General features: G+C 40.4%; 16 protein-coding genes. 9 read left to right on the forward strand and 7 right to left on the reverse strand.

Annotated features, from left to right (window positions below; genetic code table 11):
* Positions 1–344 precede the first annotated feature (344 nt).
* The 5 genes from pdhA to MHO82_RS12585 all read left to right on the forward strand — a co-directional run bounded on the left by pdhA (position 345) and on the right by MHO82_RS12585 (position 6,047).
* Entirely contained in the window at positions 345–1,439 is a 1,095-nt protein-coding gene (gene pdhA / locus MHO82_RS12565) for a pyruvate dehydrogenase (acetyl-transferring) E1 component subunit alpha (protein ID WP_239184296.1), read from the forward strand.
* Positions 1,432–2,415 (forward strand): alpha-ketoacid dehydrogenase subunit beta, encoded by a 984-nt coding sequence (locus tag MHO82_RS12570; protein ID WP_239184297.1) that lies wholly within the window; start codon positions 1,432–1,434, stop codon positions 2,413–2,415. The genes pdhA and MHO82_RS12570 overlap by 8 nt, the downstream gene beginning before the upstream one ends.
* Complete coding sequence (locus MHO82_RS12575; RefSeq protein ID WP_239184298.1) at positions 2,415–3,545, forward strand: dihydrolipoamide acetyltransferase family protein; 1,131 nt, start codon at positions 2,415–2,417, stop codon at positions 3,543–3,545. Before MHO82_RS12570 ends, MHO82_RS12575 begins: the two co-directional genes overlap by 1 nt.
* Before the next feature lie 139 nt (positions 3,546–3,684).
* Positions 3,685–4,605: a LysR family transcriptional regulator gene (locus MHO82_RS12580; protein ID WP_239184299.1), complete on the forward strand. Its 921-nt coding sequence runs from the start codon at positions 3,685–3,687 to the stop codon at positions 4,603–4,605.
* A gap of 224 nt (positions 4,606–4,829) precedes the next feature.
* The gene (locus MHO82_RS12585) at positions 4,830–6,047 is read left to right on the forward strand and encodes a NupC/NupG family nucleoside CNT transporter (protein ID WP_239184300.1); all 1,218 of its coding nucleotides are present in this window, start codon (positions 4,830–4,832) and stop codon (positions 6,045–6,047) included.
* A 55-nt stretch (positions 6,048–6,102) separates the two neighbouring features.
* Here MHO82_RS12585 and MHO82_RS12590 read toward each other — a convergent pair whose 3' ends face one another.
* The gene (locus MHO82_RS12590) at positions 6,103–7,041 is read right to left on the reverse strand and encodes an FAD-binding protein (RefSeq protein WP_239184301.1); all 939 of its coding nucleotides are present in this window, start codon (positions 7,039–7,041) and stop codon (positions 6,103–6,105) included.
* A gap of 8 nt (positions 7,042–7,049) precedes the next feature.
* On the reverse strand, positions 7,050–7,799 hold the full coding sequence (locus MHO82_RS12595; protein ID WP_239184302.1) for an electron transfer flavoprotein subunit beta/FixA family protein: 750 nt from the start codon (positions 7,797–7,799) through the stop codon (positions 7,050–7,052).
* Between the two features lie 163 nt (positions 7,800–7,962).
* On the opposite strand from MHO82_RS12595, the gene MHO82_RS12600 reads away from it, so the two are divergent.
* Entirely contained in the window at positions 7,963–9,579 is a 1,617-nt protein-coding gene (locus MHO82_RS12600; RefSeq protein WP_239184408.1) for an electron transfer flavoprotein-ubiquinone oxidoreductase, read from the forward strand.
* 223 nt (positions 9,580–9,802) lie between these two features.
* On the opposite strand, the gene MHO82_RS12605 is transcribed toward MHO82_RS12600, so the two are convergent.
* The 4 genes from MHO82_RS12605 to MHO82_RS12620 form a co-directional block, all read right to left on the reverse strand.
* Positions 9,803–10,441 carry a hypothetical protein gene (locus MHO82_RS12605; protein WP_239184303.1) on the reverse strand — a complete coding sequence of 213 codons (639 nt, stop codon included), beginning with the start codon at positions 10,439–10,441 and terminating at the stop codon, positions 9,803–9,805.
* A gap of 115 nt (positions 10,442–10,556) precedes the next feature.
* Positions 10,557–11,198 carry a hypothetical protein gene (locus MHO82_RS12610; RefSeq protein ID WP_239184304.1) on the reverse strand — a complete coding sequence of 214 codons (642 nt, stop codon included), beginning with the start codon at positions 11,196–11,198 and terminating at the stop codon, positions 10,557–10,559.
* 438 nt (positions 11,199–11,636) lie between these two features.
* The gene (locus MHO82_RS12615; protein ID WP_239184305.1) at positions 11,637–12,266 is read right to left on the reverse strand and encodes a hypothetical protein; all 630 of its coding nucleotides are present in this window, start codon (positions 12,264–12,266) and stop codon (positions 11,637–11,639) included.
* A gap of 10 nt (positions 12,267–12,276) precedes the next feature.
* Positions 12,277–14,475 (reverse strand): peptidoglycan DD-metalloendopeptidase family protein, encoded by a 2,199-nt coding sequence (locus tag MHO82_RS12620; RefSeq protein ID WP_239184306.1) that lies wholly within the window; start codon positions 14,473–14,475, stop codon positions 12,277–12,279.
* A gap of 832 nt (positions 14,476–15,307) precedes the next feature.
* On the opposite strand from MHO82_RS12620, the gene MHO82_RS12625 reads away from it, so the two are divergent.
* The 3 genes from MHO82_RS12625 to MHO82_RS12635 all read left to right on the forward strand — a co-directional run bounded on the left by MHO82_RS12625 (position 15,308) and on the right by MHO82_RS12635 (position 20,985).
* Positions 15,308–17,482: a hypothetical protein gene (locus MHO82_RS12625; RefSeq protein ID WP_239184307.1), complete on the forward strand. Its 2,175-nt coding sequence runs from the start codon at positions 15,308–15,310 to the stop codon at positions 17,480–17,482.
* 830 nt (positions 17,483–18,312) lie between these two features.
* Positions 18,313–19,686 (forward strand): EAL domain-containing protein, encoded by a 1,374-nt coding sequence (locus tag MHO82_RS12630; RefSeq protein WP_239184308.1) that lies wholly within the window; start codon positions 18,313–18,315, stop codon positions 19,684–19,686.
* A 108-nt stretch (positions 19,687–19,794) separates the two neighbouring features.
* Complete coding sequence (locus MHO82_RS12635) at positions 19,795–20,985, forward strand: aspartyl protease family protein (protein ID WP_239184309.1); 1,191 nt, start codon at positions 19,795–19,797, stop codon at positions 20,983–20,985.
* A gap of 83 nt (positions 20,986–21,068) precedes the next feature.
* On the opposite strand, the gene MHO82_RS12640 is transcribed toward MHO82_RS12635, so the two are convergent.
* The gene (locus MHO82_RS12640) at positions 21,069–21,902 is read right to left on the reverse strand and encodes a DUF3626 domain-containing protein (RefSeq protein ID WP_239184409.1); all 834 of its coding nucleotides are present in this window, start codon (positions 21,900–21,902) and stop codon (positions 21,069–21,071) included.
* Positions 21,903–21,930 lie beyond the last annotated feature (28 nt).

Raw genomic sequence — 21,930 nt, forward strand, 5'->3', positions numbered from 1 at the left:
TAACCTTATATATCAGTGTTCATTAATCGTTACAGTTAATGTTATCAACACTCTCTTTATTCCAACCGCTAAAGCTAGAATCATTTATTTTTCCTCACTGCCCTTCGAACCTAATATTTATTTAGTTAATATTTATCAATATGTTAGTAAGATAAACTCTATCTATCGAATGGATACTTACTCTTCTTAGTGCATTTCTTATCCTATCCATATTGCGCTTATTTTCCATCTTCAGCACTTTTTAACATTTTGATTACACTTATTAAATGTAGTGAAAACAATGTTATGTGTTTATTCATTTTGCCCTGCTGCTATCTCACGCACGGCATCATAAGGAGCTTGAGATGAATATTCAGGCCATACCATGTCATCGTTACCTGGATGAAAATGGCGAGCAAACCCGCCCATTACCCGATTGGGCAGACAAATCAACATTGCAGGGTTTCTACCGCGATATGGTGCTCACCCGCATGTACGATAAAAAAGCCGTAGCCTTACAACGAACCGGAAAACTAGGTACCTACCCTTCCCACATGGGTGCAGAAGCCATTGGCATTGCGGTAGGAAGAGCGTTAAAACAAGATGATGTATTTATTCCCTACTACCGTGACATGCCAGCCATGTGGGCTAGAGGGATCTGTATGGAAAAAAACCTTCAATATTGGGGAGGAGATGAGCGAGGCAGTGATTTTTACCATCATCAAGACGCACCTTGCCGAGATTTGCCTTTCTGTGTGCCCATTGCGACTCAATGTACCCATGCTGTCGGCGTTGCGTCTGCCATTAAGCTACGAGCAGAACACAATGCAGCCATCGTCACTTGCGGTGATGGCGCTACCTCAAAGGGTGATTTTTTAGAATCCATTAACTGCGCCGGCGCTTGGCAGCTACCCCTGGTGTTTGTGATCAATAACAACCAGTGGGCCATTTCTGTTCCTCGTAGCTTGCAGTGTGGTGCTGAGTTTCTTGCTGATAAAGCCAAAGGGGCTGGAATGCCGGGCATAGTGGTTGATGGTAATGACATTATTGCCATGTTCGACACCTTACTTTCCAGCTTGAAAAGAGCACGAGAAGATAAAGGCCCAACGCTTATTGAAGCCATCAGTTATCGGTTAAGCGATCACACCACCGCCGATGACGCCAGCCGTTATCGCAGTGAAGATGAGCTGCAACAAGCATGGCAATATGAACCAATAAAACGCTTAAAAGCCTTCCTAATTAACCAAAATTGGTGGACGGAAGAACAAGAAGTTCAATGGCATGATCACTGTAAAAGCTTAATAGAACAAGCCGTTGAAAATTACCAAGCCACCTTAAACCAACCACCAGAAACCGCTTTCGATTACCTCTACGAATCTTTGCCTCAAGAGCTACACGAGCAACGCGATCACATTATAAACCGCGCCATGCAACAGGCTAAAGGAGGTCAACATGGCTGAGTTAACCTTACTAGAAGCGGTCAATCTTGCTCTGCACTATGAAATGGAACATGATCCGAACGTAGTCGTGCTTGGTGAAGACGTGGGAGAAAACGGCGGCGTTTTTCGTGCAACTGTGGGATTAAAAGAGCAATTTGGCTTCAAAAGAGTGATCGATACGCCCCTTGCTGAAGCACTTATCGGTGGTGTCACTGTAGGCATGGCAAGCCAAGGTCTACGACCCATTGCAGAATTCCAATTTCAAGGTTTTGTTTTTCCAGCCCTTGAACATTTAATGTGCCATGCCGCACGAATGCGTAACAGAACTCGCGGGCGCTTAACCTGCCCTGCCGTTTTCAGAGCCCCATTTGGTGGCGGCATTCATGCTCCAGAGCACCACTCTGAAAGTGTAGAAGCTCTGTTTGCGCATACTCCCGGATTTCGTGTTGTTATCCCATCATCCCCACAACGTGCCTATGGCCTACTCCTGGCTTCTATCCGTAATAACGATCCAGTCATGTTTTTCGAACCTAAACGCATTTACCGCACTGTGAAATCCAATGTCGAAAATAACGGAGAAGCACTGCCTTTAGACACCTGCTTTACCCTTCGAAAAGGTCGCGATCTTACCTTAGTCACTTGGGGGGCTTGTGTCGTGGAATCCTTACAAGCCGCGCACACTTTATCTAAACTTGGTATAGAAGCAGAAGTCATCGATTTGGCCACCATTAAACCATTAGATATGGAGACCATCTTTAAATCACTATCTAAAACGGGGCGTTTACTCATCGTGCATGAGGCCAGCAAAACCTGCGGTGTAGGCGCTGAAATATTGGCAAGAGTTTCTGAAGAAGCTTTATGTTTACTGAAAGCACCACCGAAGCGGGTAACGGGTTATGACACTGTCATGCCTTATTATCGTAACGAAGATCATTGCTTGATCAACGAGACCGACATAGTCAATGCGGGTAAAACACTTATAGAGGGGTGGAAATAATGAAACTATTTACGCTACCAGATCTTGGTGAAGGCTTAGCCGACGCGGAAATCGTGGAATGGCATATTGAAGTTGGGTCAAAAGTCGAAGTCGATCAAGTCGTTTTAACCGTTGAAACCGCCAAGGCCCTCGTTGAAGTTCCCTCCCCCTGTAATGGCACCATTGCAAAACGTCACGGTGAAGAAGGTGACATTCTCAATATAGGGACGCTTTTACTTGAAATAGAAGATGGCGTGACAGCGTCACAGTCAGCTAAGAAAGAACAAGCAGCAACGGTCGTCGGTAACGTGTCTAACACCAGTCATGATGTCAATATTGATGAGTATTGGGTTGGCGGTAATCATATGTCACAAGAAACGAATTTGATTACGGCCATGCCTGCGGCCAGAAATTTAGCACAAAAGCTCGGTGTGGATATTAATGAAATAACAGGCTCTGGACCAAACGGCGCTATTTTAGAACAAGATGTCTACAACCAGTGTGACAAACAGCTCCCTGGCACCGAGGTTCTCAAGGGTGCACGCCGCACAATGGCTGGATCTATGGCCCAATCCCACCATGATATTGCTGCTGTGACCATTACAGAAGAAGCTGAGCTTGGCTCATGGAAAAAAGGAGAAGACGTTACTTGCCGAATCGTAAAAGCCATTGTAGACGCCTGTAAAAAAGAGCCCGCTCTTAACGCATGGTTTGATGCAGATACCCTCACTCGTTGTATCCACAATGCCGTGAATATTGGTGTCGCCGTAGACAGTAAACACGGTTTATATGTGCCAGTATTACGCCATGCCAATGACTACTCTGCCAAAGACGTTCGCAAGTGGTTAGATACAACCGTATCAGGTATCCGGGAGCGTAGAATCGGTCGAGATCAGCTTCAAAATGCCACCATCACGCTAACCAATTTTGGGGCGATTGCAGGTCTGTATGCAACCCCTGTGGTAACGGCTCCCCAAGTGGCGATTGTCGGTGTCGGGCGCATGATTTCTAAATTAGTCATGATAAAAGATCAAGTAACCGAAATTAAAGCTTTACCTATTTCGGTCACTTTCGATCACAGAGCATGTACAGGTGGTGAAGCGGCACGTTTTATTAAAGTCCTAGTAGAGAGTTTGCAGGCTAAAAAGTGACAATAAAACCGCACAAAATGTAATTAGAGATGCCTTTTTAATACGTGTCGGTTAGAATCCACCAAATTAGGCCTGTCAGTGACAGGTCTTTTTTATTTTAACTACACTCACATCATCTTGGTTGTATTTTAAGGTTTTCATGTTAAAAAAAGCCCAGCAAATGGTGGTTTTTAATACTCTGACGAAACAACAGAGTTTCACCCGCGCAGCCCAACTACTCAATATTTCAAGAACCCAAGTCAGCAAGCTTGTTCAGCAATTAGAGCATCGCCTTGGTGTACAGCTCGTGCAGAGAACGACTCGCTCTTTTTCCTTAACCGAAGCTGGCCGTCAGTTTGCTGTACACTGCGCCAATATTGTGGACGAAATACATGAAGCAGAAAGCGAATTAGAACATGATGCGGATCACCTACAAGGCTCACTACGTGTTGGGGTTGCCCAATCTTTCGCTCTGAACCACATTGGCCCATACATCTCTAAATTCCACGAAGAATACCCTCAGCTCGATCTCGAAATGAGCCTATTTGATCATAAAGTCGATCTCATTACAGAGCAGTTAGATTTATGGATTGGAATGATTGACTCCCCTCCTGAAGGCTTTGTTGCCCGACACCTAACTGATTGCCAATTTGTATTAGCAGCAAGCCCAGATTATTTAGCCAAAAATGGGATTCCCTATCACCCAAACGATCTAACACAACATAACTGCATTACTTATTGCAGCCGCGAACGTAAAGACAACCGCTGGAGTTTCAGTAAAGGGGATGAAGAGATCAAAGTGAAGGTGAAAGGGAATTACCGTGTTGATGCAGCTGATGCCATACGAGATGCAACCGTAACTGGTAATGGGATTGGCTATCTCGCGACCTACTTGCTCCGCGATGAATTGCGCGAAGGAAAGTTAATTCGACTGATGCCCGACTGGCACTTAAATCAATACTTACCTCTGTATGCCATTTACCCTAGGCATAAATTCTTGCCTGCTAAAGTCAATGTATTTATTGATTTTGTGCGTGATCACATTGGTCAGCCCGCGTATTGGGACAAGGATTTATTCTAATAACTAGACCGTAAAGCCACTTAATTGTCACCACAAATGACAATAGTATCCCCTATAGTGGCTAATCAGGCCAATTTCAGTACCTTTGATGATAAAACCATCAAAAACTATCTCATGTGTAGATAAAGTGTAAATATGAGTAACAATTTGAACCTTGTCACACTTTTTTTAACAGTTAAACTCCCGCCGCAATCGTTTACTCAAACTCACAATGGAGAATGGCCGTGAATTATTTGGTCAGCATCTTAGGTATTTTCACGCTTTTTGCGGTTGCAATTTTATTTTCTGAAAATCGTCGTGCAATCAGCTGGCGTGCTGTTGGCGGCGCTTTTGCTATTCAGCTGGCTTTTGCTGGTTTCATTCTTTATGTGCCAGTTGGGCGCGACATGCTCAACGTTGTTTCAACCGCGGTCTCCGGTGTAATTGACTACGGCCGAATTGGCTCTGAGTTCTTATTCGGTGATCTGGCTAAATTCAAAATTGGCTTCATCTTCGCGGTTAACGTGCTACCCACTATTGTTTTCTTCTCGGCACTGATTTCCGTACTGTACTACTTAGGCATCATGAGCTTAGTTATTCGTGGTATTGGCGGCTTACTACAGCGTTTACTTGGTACAAGCCGCACGGAATCCATGTCTGCCACTGCAAATATTTTTGTTGGCTCTGTAGAAGCACCTTTAGTAGTACGCCCGTACTTAGCCAAAATGAGCCGCTCTGAGCTTTTCGCGGTAATGGTAGGCGGTTTAGCTTCTGTTGCTGGCGGTACAATGGTTGGTTACGCAGGCCTTGGTGTCGAACTAAGCTACCTCATTGCAGCAAGTTTCATGTCGGCACCTGCTGGTTTGATGATGGCAAAAATCTTAGTCCCTCAAACAGAAACATTAACAGAAGAATCACAGCTGGAAGACGAAGAAGAAGACGCACCAGTGAATGTCATTGATGCGGCCTCTCGTGGCGCATTAAGTGGTCTGCAAATCGCAATGGCGGTTGGTGCTAGCTTACTGGCTATTATCAGTTTAATCGCTCTGATCAATGGTGGCTTAGGCCACATTGGTAACTGGACTGGCATCGAAAATCTAAGCTTGGAACTGTTCTTTGGCTATATTTTTGCCCCTGTTGCTTGGTTAATTGGCGTGCCATGGTCTGAAGCGACGGTCGCTGCAAGCTTGATTGGTAAAAAGATCGCCGTAAACGAATTTGTAGCGTTTGCTGATTTAATGAACGTGAAAGAGCAACTCAGCGAACATTCTCAAGCTATCGTTACTTTTGCCCTTTGTGGTTTTGCTAACCTAACCTCTATTGCCATGCTCATGGGTGGACTAGGTGGCGTTGTACCAAGCCGTCGACCAGATGTCGCTCGACTGGGCATGAAAGCCATTTTCGCGGCGACGCTTGCAAACCTAATGAGTGCAACCATCGCTGGTATTTTCCTTTCTTTCTAAATCTGAAAGCACCAAATACGATAAACGGCCCAGCATTCGCGGGCCGTTTTCTGTTTTAAGGTCTCGCCTCTAACTGAGTGATCAACTCAGGTAAAATCTCAAATAAATCCCCAACTAATCCATAGTCTGCCACCTCAAAAATCGGTGCTTCAGGATCGCTATTAATCGCCACAATCACTTTAGACTCTTTCATACCCGCAATGTGTTGAATCGCACCAGAAATGCCGACGGCGATATAAAGATCAGGTGCCACAATTTTACCCGTTTGACCCACCTGAAGATCATTAGAAACATAGCCTGCATCCACCGCAGCACGCGATGCGCCAATGGCTCCTCCAAGTGTATCAGCCAGTTTTTCCACCAACGCAAATTGCTCTGCACTGCCTAAGCCTCTACCACCCGATACCACCACTTTTGCCGAGCCTAATTCAGGACGATCTGATCTGGATTTCTCCTGACCAACAAATTCACTGTTGTCAGAAGCTAACTCAAGCCCAACCTTTTCAATATTACACGCTTCCTGACCACCAGCCTCATCAAACGCTGATGCTCGAATAGTCATTACCTTTATACTGTCGCTTGAGCGCACTTTTGCTAACGCATTACCCGCATAAATAGGCCGAATAACCGTATCTTCAGAGACAATTTCTATGACATCAGATAGCTGACCGACATCTAACAGCGCAGCGACTCTTGGTAAAATATTTTTTCCTGTTGTCGATGAACTCATTAAAATATGGCTATACTCCGTTGCTACCTCAACAATGGTTGAAGCCCAATTTTCAGCCAGCGTATGTTGATAAACATGAGACTCCACCAGCTTTACGCTCTCGACGCCATTAAGCTCTGAACATTGGGCAGCAACGCTCTGGCAATCATTACCAATAACGAGTACATCAATACCGCCTGCTAAGCTTTGTGCGGCTTTAGCGACTTTTAAGGTTTCACTCAACAGCGTGTTATTGTCATGCTCTGCGATAACTAATGTTTTCATAGTGCCCCCTATTTCAGAACGTTACGATGTTCAAGCTTTTCAACCAAGCTCGCCACACTCTCTAGCTGCTCTCCTCCACTACGTACAGGCGGTGACATAACCTCTAACACAGTCTGAGAAGCATTGATTTCAACACCTAATGAATCCGGCGTAATTTCATCCATCGGTTTCCTTTTCGCTTTCATAATATTTGGCAATGACGCATAACGGGGCTCATTAAGGCGCAAGTCTGTACTCACAATGGCGGGCAGTTTCAATGCTAGAGTTTCTAGGCCACCATCCACCTCTCGCGTTACTTCAATGTTTTCCTCTTTTACTACTACTTTGGAAGCAAAAGTCGCTTGTGGCCATGCCATTAACGCAGCCAACATTTGCGGCACTTGATTATTGTCGGAATCGATAGACTGCTTACCTAATAACACCAGATCGGTGCCTTGCTGTTCGATGATTTTTTTTAGAATCTTCGCCACACACAAGGGCTCCAGACTATTATCAGCATTCACATGAATGGCTCTATCAGCTCCTAAGGCTAATGCTGTTCGTAGCTGCTCTTGGCAGGAGGAATCACCTATTGAAACTACAATCACTTCCTCGGCCTGATTCGCTTCTTTTAGCCTTACCGCCTCTTCTACAGCAATTTCACAGAATGGGTTCATGGCCATTTTTACATTATCAGTCACAACACCACTACCATCTGGCTTTACCCTTATCTTCACATAAGGATCGATAACACGTTTAATAGCAATAAGTATTTTCACGATCTTTTCCTTTTAAAAACAGTAATTAACAATGAATAAGAAAGAACTACTGACTTCCATTGGTTCGATTGTTCACTTTTGCTCAAACTTTACGTTTACGTTAACTGCACTATATTAAATGTAGATTAGGAACATGGATCCGCAAGACAAGCAGGAGCACATGATGGAAAGAGAATACATGGAGTTTGATGTCGTGATTGTTGGCGCAGGGCCGGCAGGACTTTGTGCAGCATGTAAGCTAAAGCAGTTATCTCCCGATCTAAATATCTGCGTTGTTGAAAAAGGAGCCGAAGTTGGCGCGCATATTCTATCTGGTGCTGTATTTGAGCCAATAGCATTGAATGAATTGTTTCCCGACTGGCAGCAAGAAGCTCCAGTTCACACGCCCGTTACCGAAGACAAAACATACTATTTTCTTAATCACCTCAATGCATTAACCATTTCCCCTTGGCTAATTCCTAATACCATGAACAATGAAGGTAATTTCATTATTAGCCTTGCCAACTTATGCCGCTGGTTAGCGAAAAAAGCAGAAGATCTAGGCGTAGAAATTTACACCGGATTTTGCGCCCAAGAGTGCCTATATCAATCCGGGCAAATCGCAGGCATTGTAACGGGAGAAATGGGGGTCGATAAAGAAGGTAACCATAAAATCAACTATGTTGAGGCAATGGAACTGAGAGCAAACTACACGATTTTTGCAGAAGGCTCACACGGCCATTTAGGAAAACAACTTATCGCGCATTTTGCACTTAATAAACACTCAGAAACTCAGCATTACGCTTTGGGGATCAAAGAGCTGTGGCAAATCCCTCCAGAACAACATCAAGCAGGATTAGTAATTCATGGCACAGGTTGGCCCCTAAATTCTGGCAGTAGTGGCGGTAGTTTTTTGTATCACCTTGAAGATAACCATGTCGCCGTGGGGCTTATTGTGGATCTCAATTACAAAAACCCATATTTAAGCCCGTTTGATGAGTTTCAACAATGTAAACACCACCCGATATTTAAACAATATTTAGAAGGTGGAACTCGTGTAGCTTACGGCGCACGAGCCATTACCAAAGGTGGCCTAAACGCACTTCCTAAACAACAATTTCCCGGCGGCTTGCTCATAGGGTGTGACGCTGGCACATTAAACTTTGCCAAAATAAAAGGCAGCCATACTGCCATGAAATCTGGCATGCTCGCCGCAGAAGCCATCATCAATGCGCTCAATAATAAAAGCACCACCCCAGATTACGACGCTTTATTCAAGCAGTCATGGTTATTTGAGGAACTGAACCAAAGCCGAAATGTAGGGGCATATCTGCATCGCTTTGGCACCCTATTAGGTGGCGCTATCTCAACGGCTGAGCAAAACATATTTGGCCCGTTGCCTTTTAACATAAAAGATAAAACCTCAGATCATCTCAGCCTTGATCTTGCTAGTCACCACCACCCTATTTCATACCCCAAACCCGATGGAAAGATCAGTTTTGATAAACCTTCTTCTCTATATTTATCGGGCACCTTGCATGAAGAAGATCAGCCCTGCCATTTACATCTTGCCGATGACACCATCCCAATAACCAGTAACCTAGAAAAGTACGCTGAACCAAGCCAATATTACTGCCCTGCTGGTGTATATGAATTATTAGATACCGACAATGGTAAGGTACTGCAAATTAACAGCGCCAACTGTCTGCACTGCAAAACCTGCGACATTAAAGATCCAGCGCAAAACATAACATGGCAGCCCCCAGAAGGCAGCGGCGGCCCAAATTACCCGAATATGTAATATCCAAAACTTCATTAGTGATTTTTGCGGCCTCTCCCCACGGTAATGAGGCAGTTTGGCTTATTATCGTGGGCATTTGAAATAACGACCGAGCTAGCTGATGGTCACTTTAGGTACTTAATTTTCTTTACAAAGTGTACATGCCACCAGCATTTTTCAACAATTGGGATGATAATACCAGCTCTCACATGGGTTTAGCTGATATGAGCTTTGGATTTGATTATTATTCCGTGTATTCAGCCTTCTTCTTGCTTATCGCCTCATAGAAAGATATCCAATGTTGTTGATATTCTTTAAATGTCGTTTTTCCAACTTCATCTTGACAATTTAAATAATGTCCATCAACAGTCAGTTCCAATGTTCTGGAAACAGACGTTAACTCATCAGATTTCTCATCTCGTGAAAATAAAACACTAAAAAATAGAGCTTCTTTCATTATATTTGAATTATAAAACTCAAAGGATAAAGATAATCTTGAAGACGAATATGAATTCAAATCAGTTGCTATATTAATATTTTCATCTATATTATTTAAATCCGCACTGACCAATGTTTTATTGTTACTTTTAAATGTTAATAGTGAACCATTAATAGATACTTTATAATCGCGAATTAAAGATTCATCCAAAATAAAAACAGGATCTGGCCCCCAAGGATGGCTTGGAAGGTTTGAAGCAATACGAATACCTAATTCATTGAGATCTAATCCCGTTTCATAGTTTTCATACTTCATATAATTCGTTTGCTCAACAATTATATCTTGCGTGTAGTCAATTATACAGTGATATTCCAGTAGTTGACTTGCATTTACATGTTGAACTGAACTCAATGCAACTAGAGTAGAGAAAACTATATTTTTCATCACATTCCTTTTATTTTACGTACTAACTATTTTTTCTATGGCATAGATAAAATACTAATATAGAGCGCCACTACACAGGTAGATTATCCCTTTACTTTCACAATAATGTGATTTTTTATAAGTTAAAAGAATGAACACTACAGCTTTTTCCATATTTAGATTGGCTATAAATAGTAATTTTATTATCTTCTTTTACTACCGTTAAGTTTGACAAGTAATCTATCTCTTTTTCAGAAAAAACAATATTTTTAGCTAATTCATCATATTCATTTTTGCTAGACATCTCGACATCGAAAGTTCCTACATAGTCCAATTTACCTTTTTTATATAGATAAACCAGATGACTCTCACCTTCATGATAATAATAGACTTGAGTAGCTTCTGGTGGTAAATCGATTGATGTGAGAAGCATACTAGATAAAATCAATTCTCCTTGATTCTCCGGCATCGGGTATCTAGATACAGCAATGGTAACCTCACTATCATCCATAATTTGATTAATTGTATTGTATAACTTATTACCTATTTCGAATTTAACAGTGAACCCATCATTATCATAATATGGTATATATCTAAAATCATCATAACCGTAATAATTATCTTCACTGCTACCTAGTTTTTTGTTAGGTATTGGACTTAACGTGTTTTTAAACTCCTTACTATCCTGACATTCATTAGCAACATTCTCTTTTGCATGAACTAAAACAATATTGGAAAAGTAAAGTAGAGTCGTTAAAATAAAAATTATCTTTTTCATTATAATCCCTTATTATAATTATTTTCTAAATACTCACTTTTAAGTTTTTCTTACTGACGTTTATCATTTTCAGCTAACGAGCTTCCATATTTGGGCTTTATCCATAGTATAAGATTACATGCTGTCGAGTATCAAGAAGTGGATAAATTACCAAGAGCAAGATACAACATATTGACTATTAGGAAATAAAGCCCTTTGGAACCAATTTTAATGGCTTGTGCTTTGTGTACATACCAAAAGCGCTATCATCGAATGTGAATGAAACGACAAAACTCATGAAAGTCACGGCAGTGACTTTCATGAATCATCGATATTAAGAGCTTCATACTCAGATAACAGGAAGTCACAGAGTCCATGCCGCCAACGTTTTTCAATAATTGGAATGATATATACCATCTCTCACATGGGTTTAACTAATATGAGCCTTGGATTTGATTATTATTCCGTGTATTCAGCCTCCTTCTTGCTTATCGCTTCATAAAGAGATATCCAATGTTGTTGATATTCTTTAAATGTCGTTTTTCCAATTTCATCTTGGCAATCTAAATAATAATCATAAGTCCCTTTAAAACCCCAATGCCTAGCAACTAACTCATTATCAATTTTTCGATCGTCAAAGTATATTTGCAAATTTATTTCATTCTTCATGGTGTCTGGATTATAAAAATAAAAGTCCACGAATAAATAAGAAGGTGTATAAGATTGTATACTAGAGCTTACTTTAACTTTTCTTTCAAGATTAGTTAAATCTGTATTTATTAATGTTTTATTATTACTTTTAAGTGTTAACCGTGTTCCATTGATAGCGACGTTATAATCACGAATTAATGATTCATTAATATAAAAAAATCCTTCTTGATAATATGGGTCTTGATTTGATGCGACTTCAATCCCTAATTCATTAAAATCAAATGGAGTAGTATAATTTTTTCTCTGAATATATTTAGCTTGTTCATGCATTATTTCTTGCGTATAGTCAATTACACAACCATATTCCAGTAGTTGACTTGCATTCACACTTTGGATTACACTCAATGTAACTAGAGTAGATAAAATTATATTTTTCATCACATTCCTTCTATTTTTTACGTGCTTTTGCTTCTTTATCACGTGCATCTTTTTGTTGTTTTCTTTCATCCTCTGATTGTTGAGAGTAATCTTTAAATTTAACAAATAAAGATGGGTTACAACGGCCCATATCATTTCTCTTTATTACTTTTTTTGTTCTTACTTCAAAATGTAGATGCGGTGCATGTGTCCCATCAGAGATACCAGAAACGCCTGTTTTTCCTATGATATCACCAGATTTAACTTTTGATCCTACTTTTATATTACTATCAATGCTATCTAAATGGGCATACATTAAATAGAGCTGTTTACTTTTATTATATTCTTTTTCAAAGTCATCATATTGTTTAAGCTCGACCTTCGTTAAGTTCGTTCTCGGTTTGTATTCTCGCCTATTTTCCCACATTACTTCTGATTCATTAACAGCAAGAATAAGTACATTACCATAGCCTTTAACATAAGAATTATAAACTATTTTACTATCGACACAGGCATAAACATCCGTTCCAACTTCGGCAAACAGATCTAAACCATCATGCCTCCTCTTGCCTCTTATTTTTTTACCAAATAAGCCCCAAGCATAAGCTTTATTCTCCCCAGTACCTCCACTTTGCCAATAGTTGGTACTCATAGGGTTCAATAGCGGCTCATGCCACTGAAAAGGTGGGATCACTCTTTCCCATCCCGTAATCAGTGCTTCATCCAGTGCAAGTAAAGTGTTCTTACCCACAATGCCATCTGCACTGCCTGTTTTGTAGTCAGGGTGAATCGTATTGGTAGGTGCAAAATTCGTTTGAAACTTGATAACCGCTTCATGGGTTCCTTTGCCAAAATCACCATCTGCACGACCAATATTAAACTTCATTTTCAATAATGCTTCTTGGATCAGCTTCACTTCATCGCTTTTAGCCCCCTTTTTAATGACTTGTGCTTTTTTACCAGTAGCCATCTCATTGAGTTTTGTTGAAGGAAGGAACAGCTTGGATTGTAAGCAAATCGACCCGACATTAATGATAGGGGTGCTCCCTTTGATGTTCTTCGCTTCTAAAATAGGCATGTGAGCCAATTCAGGTAAGTTTTTATCGCCCTTTCCAACAATATTATGATGAGGGAATACCTTTTTATCCTGATTCAAATCAACTGGCAGAGGCTCTGTGACTGGCGGAGGGGTCTCTATATTTTCCGAACTCTCGGTCGGAGCTGGCTTTGGTGTTTCGCTTGTCAGTGCCTCGGCGGCTTGTTTCTTTAGGTAAATCGTATCGCCTGGATAAATAAAGGCAGTGTCTTTAATTTGTGGGTTTAAGGCTTTTAATTCCCCTGACGTTAAGTTATGTCTCTTTGCGATGGTACTAAAAAAATCACCCGGCTTAACCACATAGGTGTTTGGTTTGGTGCGCTCAAGTTGCTCTTCTCTGCTTGCCGCAACCACATCATCAGGGTTGAACAGACGCGCGTTTTCATCTAACCATTGTGCATCTATCTCACTAAGTTGTTCTTGGGTGATTTTTTCTACGGTATAGAGCAAATGCTGACGAGAAATAAGGATGTCATTGATTTTCCAAGGCAACAAAATAAAGCTGTATTCATGCTCAGATAATCTTTCGCTCGTAAGCGCTTTGTTTTTAGAGTGAGTGACTTTAAATGACCACTTATTACCGCCAGATAGTTGATATTCGTTCACCAAAACATCATCAATAAAATGGTAAAAAAAGCCGATTTTTGGCCAAGAAAGGCGTTCGTATACTTGTATCGAGGGTTTTATCGGTACAAACGAATCAATGGCAGCCACCGTGCCTTTTTTCACCGGTTGTACGTCATTAAATGTCATGCCCCCACTACTTGAAAGAAAGAACTCTCGGTATAAGGTTTTTGGCTCATTCACATATACATTGGCGGTTAATAACGTATGCCCTTCGTCGGTTTGTGTTTTGCTCCATGACGAAATGTTCGCCTCGGACTTGGTTTTTCCCAAAGAAAAAACACCGACTTGATAAGTATTGAGATCGCTTAACTCACAGGCGATTTCAATAGAGTATTCAAAATCGGCAACTGGTGCGGGCTTTTCTTTTATGGGGTCGTAATGCGGCTCATCGATATGACACTGCTGATCGGAAATCTCATGCCTTGGGAAATACGCATTTCGAAAGATAGGGTTGTTTGTCTGCTCCGGTAGTGGGCAGAACCCTTGTTCATCATCTCTACTGCTCATTATTATATATATCTAACCAGCTGAATATATTTATTAATTATGGTAAATGAAAACTGAGATGCGTTTTTACTGAAATAGAGGTTTAAAATAACTAAATCAATAGTGAACATGGCTGCTCGCATTTCTGTCAATACCCCGATTAACCCAGGCCTCTTAATTTTCTCTTTGAGTACAACAAAATCTGGCAACGTGTAATTGTGACTAACTCAACGCTTCAATATGGTCAGATGATGAAATCCTTTTTAAGAATGGACTCATTTGAATGTATTCTGTACGGCCTTTGCATAGGGTGGATCTAGCCAAAATCAGGATAATCGATAATTTGAGTGATATATATCATCTCTAACACGAGTTTAACTAATATCTAGAGTAATATTCCCAACAAATTAGCCACCTAAACCTTCAGAAGCTTCCACCGAACTACTTTGAAACCGCTAAATATTTAACCCCAAATCACCCACTTTTAATGGAATTAAAATCACATTATGTTATATCTATCTCAGCCTCTAAAACTGATTCATTACACAGGGTCGAAAATAAGTACCGCTAATTAATGAGCCTTACCTTTAAACCACTTTCAACTCAATTAAACAAAACCGAATAAAATACAGATCGTTAGTTGCTTTTAAAAGAGGTGTCTAAGCACAGACCCTACGTAGAGGTGAGCCAAACACAGCAATAAATCAGCCTTCTATTGTATAAATACGCTTCATTAAAAACCTATCGTTCATGGGGTAAATGTCCCCCTTTCATACATCATTCTCACGATATTTCTCACCATTCACCGCTGAGATACCCTTACCGATCAATAAATAATATTCTCAATTAAATTATGAAGCGGTCCTTATATAAACTTCCTTTGATACTGTCTGGCGTCATCTTCTTATCTGCTTGTGAAGGCGACATAACAGAACACCTTGGCTACCCTGCCGTCTACCGAATAGACGAAATCCCCTTGTATGAGACGGAAACAGACATCCAGCAGCGTGAACAAATGTTAGCCACTAAACACGCAAACTATGTTGAACAAATAGAGCAACAGATCAACAACAACGAAGGTGAAGGTGTCGTCAACGAGCTTATAGACGATATTAACCATTCCGATGGTTACTACCTTGTCGCTATGGATAACCTACTTTCTTTAAATAACACCTATCCATCATTAACTAGTTTTACGATTAATCGCTTCGTAGAAGAAACCGATGTGGCAAAAGCAGGAGCCATTACTGCGATTCATACCAGCCCTCATGGTCCCCAGATCCAAGATTTAGACACAGTCACACCCACCAGGCACTACCTTGATTATGTCTACGGATTATCTCAACTTGGCTTTTTTTCTAGCTCTCACCCGCAAAAGGCTCGAATAGTGAATGAGCTTGAAAACTTCATCGACACTTATATTGAGGATCAAGTTGGGTTTTATGATGGTGAATACCTAACCACCGGTTACAACAAAGAAGTGTTTGCACTGGACATTGCTTCAACGGTTTCTTTGCTGTATTCAGACTCTCCGGGTAAATACCAAAAAACAAAAGATTCATTTGAAAGCTTTTGGCATAACGTGATTTACCTTTCTTACGATGGTGATAACTCTCCCCATTACGATGCAGGTACAGGGTTCAATATCATCATGAGAATGGCCCTTCGTCATCAAAGGTTAGATGAAATCCAGCACTCTGAGCACATGAAAAGAATGATGGACAGAATGGCGCGCACGATCACCAGTAGTGGTCAATCGGCTAAATGGGGTAAGTCGATGGAAAAATCCACCAAGGTGGGTGAGATCCGAATATCTGCTGGCGGGCTGATGCCTTGGATGCTAATGATGGGGTACAAAGTATGGAGCGATCCGTATTATCTGTATGTCACAAGAAAGTACCAAGACTTCTATTTAACCAAAACCCAAACAGACAACGGGACTTTTTCAGAAGATCACTACCCACTTTTGTCACCTAGTGATATTAATGCCTTCTCCGTCACAGGTGTGACGCCCGATGCTGACCGCGATTTACCCACCAAAACCACACCCAGAATTACGTCTATCGACAAATATAATGGCCTCTTACTGGGGAGAGGAGATACCAACTATGAGCAAGTGCAAGACAAGCTCATGCTATCGACAGGCACTCACCCGCAATCGCCTTGGTTACTGATGGATTTAAGCTACACCCAACATAAAGCCGCACACGATCACCGCCAAGGTATTGATGTGTTTGCCGCTCATGGTGCCCACTTACTCACCCGCAAAGGGCGCTGGGCTGAAGCCAATAAAAATAACAGTATTTATATTGCTCCGGCCAAGTACGCCTACCCTCACGCCCCGTACACTTCCTACCATGCGGCCGATGCCAACATGTATAACAAAGAATTTATGGATGCGATGGAGTACAACCCCAGATTTGATTATGAAATAGCTGACTTTGGCACCCAAATACTCTCTCCCTACGCCAGCTATGGATTTGTGGGATATGACAAACATCAATATGATGGCATTTCATCAAACAGGCAAGTCATGTTGCTGAATAATGGTATTCTCGCAGTAAAAGATACCATTGAAACCGCCTCAACTTATTCTGGTGATCATAAAGGCGGCGTACTTTATCAGGTTCTGCCCCATTTTATTCAAGATCAAGGAGCTAATTGGGTATACATGGAAGGGCTAGCAGAGCAGATCCCTTCACAACCTTCCCCGCAAAGTACACGAGGGGTTTTAATTTATTTCCCATTCATCTCTGCTAACGAGGCTCAAGTTAACATTACCAACAACCCAGACGATCCTGAAAACGCCTATCGTAGCTGGTTTAACACTTATAAAACCTTAACCCCTTCGGAAAATTTCACCATGGTGTCGGTGATCATCCCCGTGAACGATAAAAGCCGACTTACCGAGCTGCTCGAAGAAATTCACTATGAGGAAGAACAGAGCTTACTCTCCATTCCATATACTCAAACACAATCAATATGGATGACACTCGATAAAAACAACCCTCAGTTCAAAATTGAATAACAATCAACCTGAACAAAAAGCGCCCCATGATCTCACGGGGCGCACTCCTCTATATTACAGTCGTAAGTAAAATAGAAAAGTAGCAATTAATTTAGAATAAATTTTTCAATCTTTACCCTATCAATTTTAGTTATTCTAGATAAAAACAGCATGGATAAAATAAAAATATAAAACCTACCCTATATCCATTTAAAATAGAATAACTTTTACAATGGTCATACCAGAGAGTATTTTAATCAGCATGAAAACCACGCTCTGACATAGATCTATTATGTCTTACCTCTTTATATTAAAAGTGGAAAAGTCATTTTCCTCATTTACAATAATCAAGACAAAAAACACTCAACAAAACGCATAATAGATATTATTTAAAATAGGAAAAACTTTATTTCCATATGAAAAAAACAATTAAAATCAAAGATATAAACCAAAACACCAAGATTGAATGACATATTGAAAAAATAGAAAAAAATATTTCCTCTTTTAAATCTCATTCATGAGAATTATGATTTTCAGCTTACCTAAATGAAGCTCTAATAAAAATATAACAAGATAGATGCTCTTCACCCATCTTATTTCATAAACAGAATAGAGATAAGATCAATCGTATTAATTTATATTTTATTTAATAAATTGAAACATTTTTTCATATTGATGCTGTACTTAACATGAATAAAACAATTAATAACCTAAAGATTTTTCTTTTATGGCTGACCACTTTATTTATCATTCTTTACATACTTGTTTTTACCATCGTCAATGCATGGTCTCATCATAAAAGAGCACTACTAGAAAAAATCGATACGATAACAATATCAATGGATCATGATATGGAAACGTATTTATATCCACTACACAAAAATAATACGTCACCCAATTGTGACCAAAGCGTGATTACTCTGATGAAGCAAGCAGACTTTCATGCAAAATATTTAACCAATTTTGCCATTGTTAAGAATGACACCATAATCTGTACCTCAGAGAATGGAAAAATAGATCCCCCTACTTTTTTATCTGGTGATATTTGGCCAGCTGAACCTGGTGTTAGCATTATCCAAGAGCAACCGATCCCACTCTTTGATGGCAAAGTAAAAGGTGCTGCCGTTAAATATGGTCACTTTCTTGCTTTTTTCGACTATCAAAAATCACAATTAGAAAGTAACTTTACCTGGCTAAAGTACATTCGATATGGAATACATAATAATAAAAAAACTTACAGCTTTGGAAGCTATGGCTTTATTGATGATCAGTTCACCAATTATGTAAAAAATTTGCAATGGTATGAAAAGGGCCACTGGTTATTCAGTAACTGTAAAAGCACGTCGTGCACGGTAATTGCTATTGATATTTTACAATATTTAAAAGAAGAAAAGACCGTCACACTCTGCTTAATCTTATTCATTACAACATTGACAATGGTTGTTACCTTCCTTGCTTCTTCCTTAAAGTATTGGCTGTATCATCACTTACCTAGACAAGTACGTATTGGGTTGAATTGTCAACAACTTAACCTTAATTACCAGCCTATTATCAATATCAGAAACAAAAAGGTTGTCGGGTATGAGGTACTGTGCCGGTGGCAAACACAAGGTGGGGATAGAATACCTCCAGAAAAATTTATTGATATTGTCGAAAAAAATAATCAAACCGAAGAGCTAACCAACCTCGTCATATCGAAATCCATTAATGAGCTCAAAGAAGCAGGGTTAATGGGGAACTTTAATATTGCGATTAATGTATTCCCAAACGATATCGCCTCAGGAAGACTAATAGAGCGATTTAAGAAGATTTTACCCTCAAAGTATTATTCATTCATAACCATTGAACTAACAGAAAGAAAGATTGATAACTTATCTGCACTATGTGAAGGAGTAAAGCAGCTGCGTGAATTGGGATTTTCTGTCGCTATTGATGACTTTGGTACTGGCTCATCAAACCTAGAAACACTGCGCGAGCTTCAAGCAGATAAACTAAAGATTGATAAAAGCTTTGTTTGGGGAGCAGAGAAACCTTGTTTAAAGCAAGATCTTATAAACCATATCGTGAACATAGCCAAATCTTTTCGGCTTTCCATCATAGCTGAAGGAGTAGAAACCACAGAACAACTCGACCTACTGCGGTCAATAGGGGTTGACTATAGCCAAGGTTACCTTCACAGCGAGCCTGTTTGTGTAAAGCAATTAGCAAACACAATAAATAAGTAGCACATAATTTTAATGGCCATTAATCGTTCAATATAGACCCAATGACACCTATATATTGGCTAACAACCATTCATTTTATTCATCAACAAAATAAGAAATAACATTATAATGAACTTTAAAAAATCAAAGTTATACGCTTTTCTGTCACTATCTTTAGGAATAATAACCCATGCTGAATTAGCATACTCCCAGCATGAATTTTATACGGATAAACACAATGTAATTCTGGATACTAATTTTGAAGAAAGTTTAATTATTCCTGTAACAATAGCGAATAAAACCTATTCCTTTATGGTAGATACTGGTGCCAGCGTCACCATCATTAATAGCCATATTGCTAACGAAATCACAGAACCAGTAAAATTAAACGCTCTGCCCGAGCACCATCAAAAAGACTTTGGAAACATAAGAGCCGTATCGGGAACGCTGCAACAAAATAGTATTCATTTTCTAAAACCAGTTCCAATATCTCTTGGTGAAAAAACCATTAGTGATCATGAAATTTGGATCGCAATAGATATGTCTCTTGTCTCACAAGCTGTTGGAACAGACATTGATGGTATCATAGGTATTGATACCTTTAGACAAATGAACTGGCTGGTAGATAACTCAACAAAACGCTTAACCATAACGAGTAGCGCCTTACCTTCTTCACAGTTTGATCAGTGTATTGGGTATTCAGATAACTATAATCGATCTCCAGTATTGAACCTCACGTATGCAAACGGTGAGGTGGCTATGAATGTCGATACTGGTGCGAGCAATGGCTATGTCGGGCAAGAATTTATTGATTACTTGTTACACAACACACAATTAGCGGAAAAAATTCCACACGCATCATTATCTGTTGATGCGATTGGTTTTAACCACACAGATGAATACGTTCTTAACGACCTAGAGTTTAATGGAATGCCACTTGGAGGACTTCAAATCAGTGGGAACCCTGGTGAGCAGTATGCCCTGGGTATGGACTTTTTCTCTCGTTTCCAGCAATACGCTTTCATGCCAAGTCGAATGCTGTTTTGCTACAATGCCGAAACCATTAAACAAAAGTGGCAAAAGCCACATCGAACCATTTATGTTCGCTACGCTAACGACAACCTTGAAGTTTTCTATAACGCCGAAGCGATGTTGGCTGACCATGGGCTTAAAAATGGGGATATTATTTTGAAAGCAAATGGAAAATCCTATAAGCCACCACAAATTGGCAAGCTAAACGACATTCTCTCTTACACGCCTAAAGGAGAGCTTTCACTCACCATCCAACGTGGCGAAGAAGTAAAAACGTTTCAGATTTAAAATTCATAACAAAAAGCAGAAAGTCGCCCTTTCTGCTTTTGCGTTTTAACACCCGTTGGATACTGCGTTTAAGTTACCTTATATCATTTATCAGGCTGATAGCCGTATTTGGCCAGATAGTGCCACACCTTTTTAATAGCTTGCTCATCACAACCCAATAGGTTAATGGCGTTGCCTAATATACGTGGGTTGATTTTGCCATTGATGGCGATTTCTGCCGCTAGATCGACAAACTCTTTTCCTCTGTAATCAGGGTATTTCGCCACCATCTCCACCGTCATTTGATAACCAGAATGCCACTCCACATTAACGCCAAGATCGTAGGCTTGTTGTTCTACTTCTGTGCCTTTATAAATAGGGTCTAATACAATGGCATCCACATCATTCAGTAATAATAATTCGCCGTGTATTTGCGCTTCAATGTAAGCATCAAGGTCGTCGACATCATCAGCTTGGGCTAGATTGATTAATGCTTCCATGTATTCGTGGGAAGCGAAGTGTTCTGGCTCAAAAAAGCTATCTGGGTAACAAAAAGTTGTTCTCTCTAATACTTCTGGTTTCAAGCGAAAATACGAAGAGCCAAAACGAGGAGCGGCACCATATTCAAACCTTTTGTAGTTCAGAGCCCCGTATTTAGGGCGTTGGGAAGGAATCGATTGATCGTATATGCCACCAAATACATTCTGTTCCCATTTCCATCTATCTCCTCCAGTAAAAGCCGTGAGCCCTCCATTACTGGTCCCAGATTCAAACTGTGATTTTATGCGCTTATCCTTCGCAATAGAAATAAGCAGAGGCACACCCTCTTTGGTATAACGATCAGGGTGAAAATTAATGGTCACTTCATGCTGAACTATTTGAGGCTTTCCAGTTGATTTAGAACGAATCTCCTCGATGGCTTGCCTATATAAGCTCATTTTTTCTTTCACTAAACTCACCTCGTAA

The sequence above is a fragment of the Vibrio sp. Of7-15 genome, from assembly GCF_022347565.1.
Lineage (GTDB): Bacteria > Pseudomonadota > Gammaproteobacteria > Enterobacterales > Vibrionaceae > NORP241.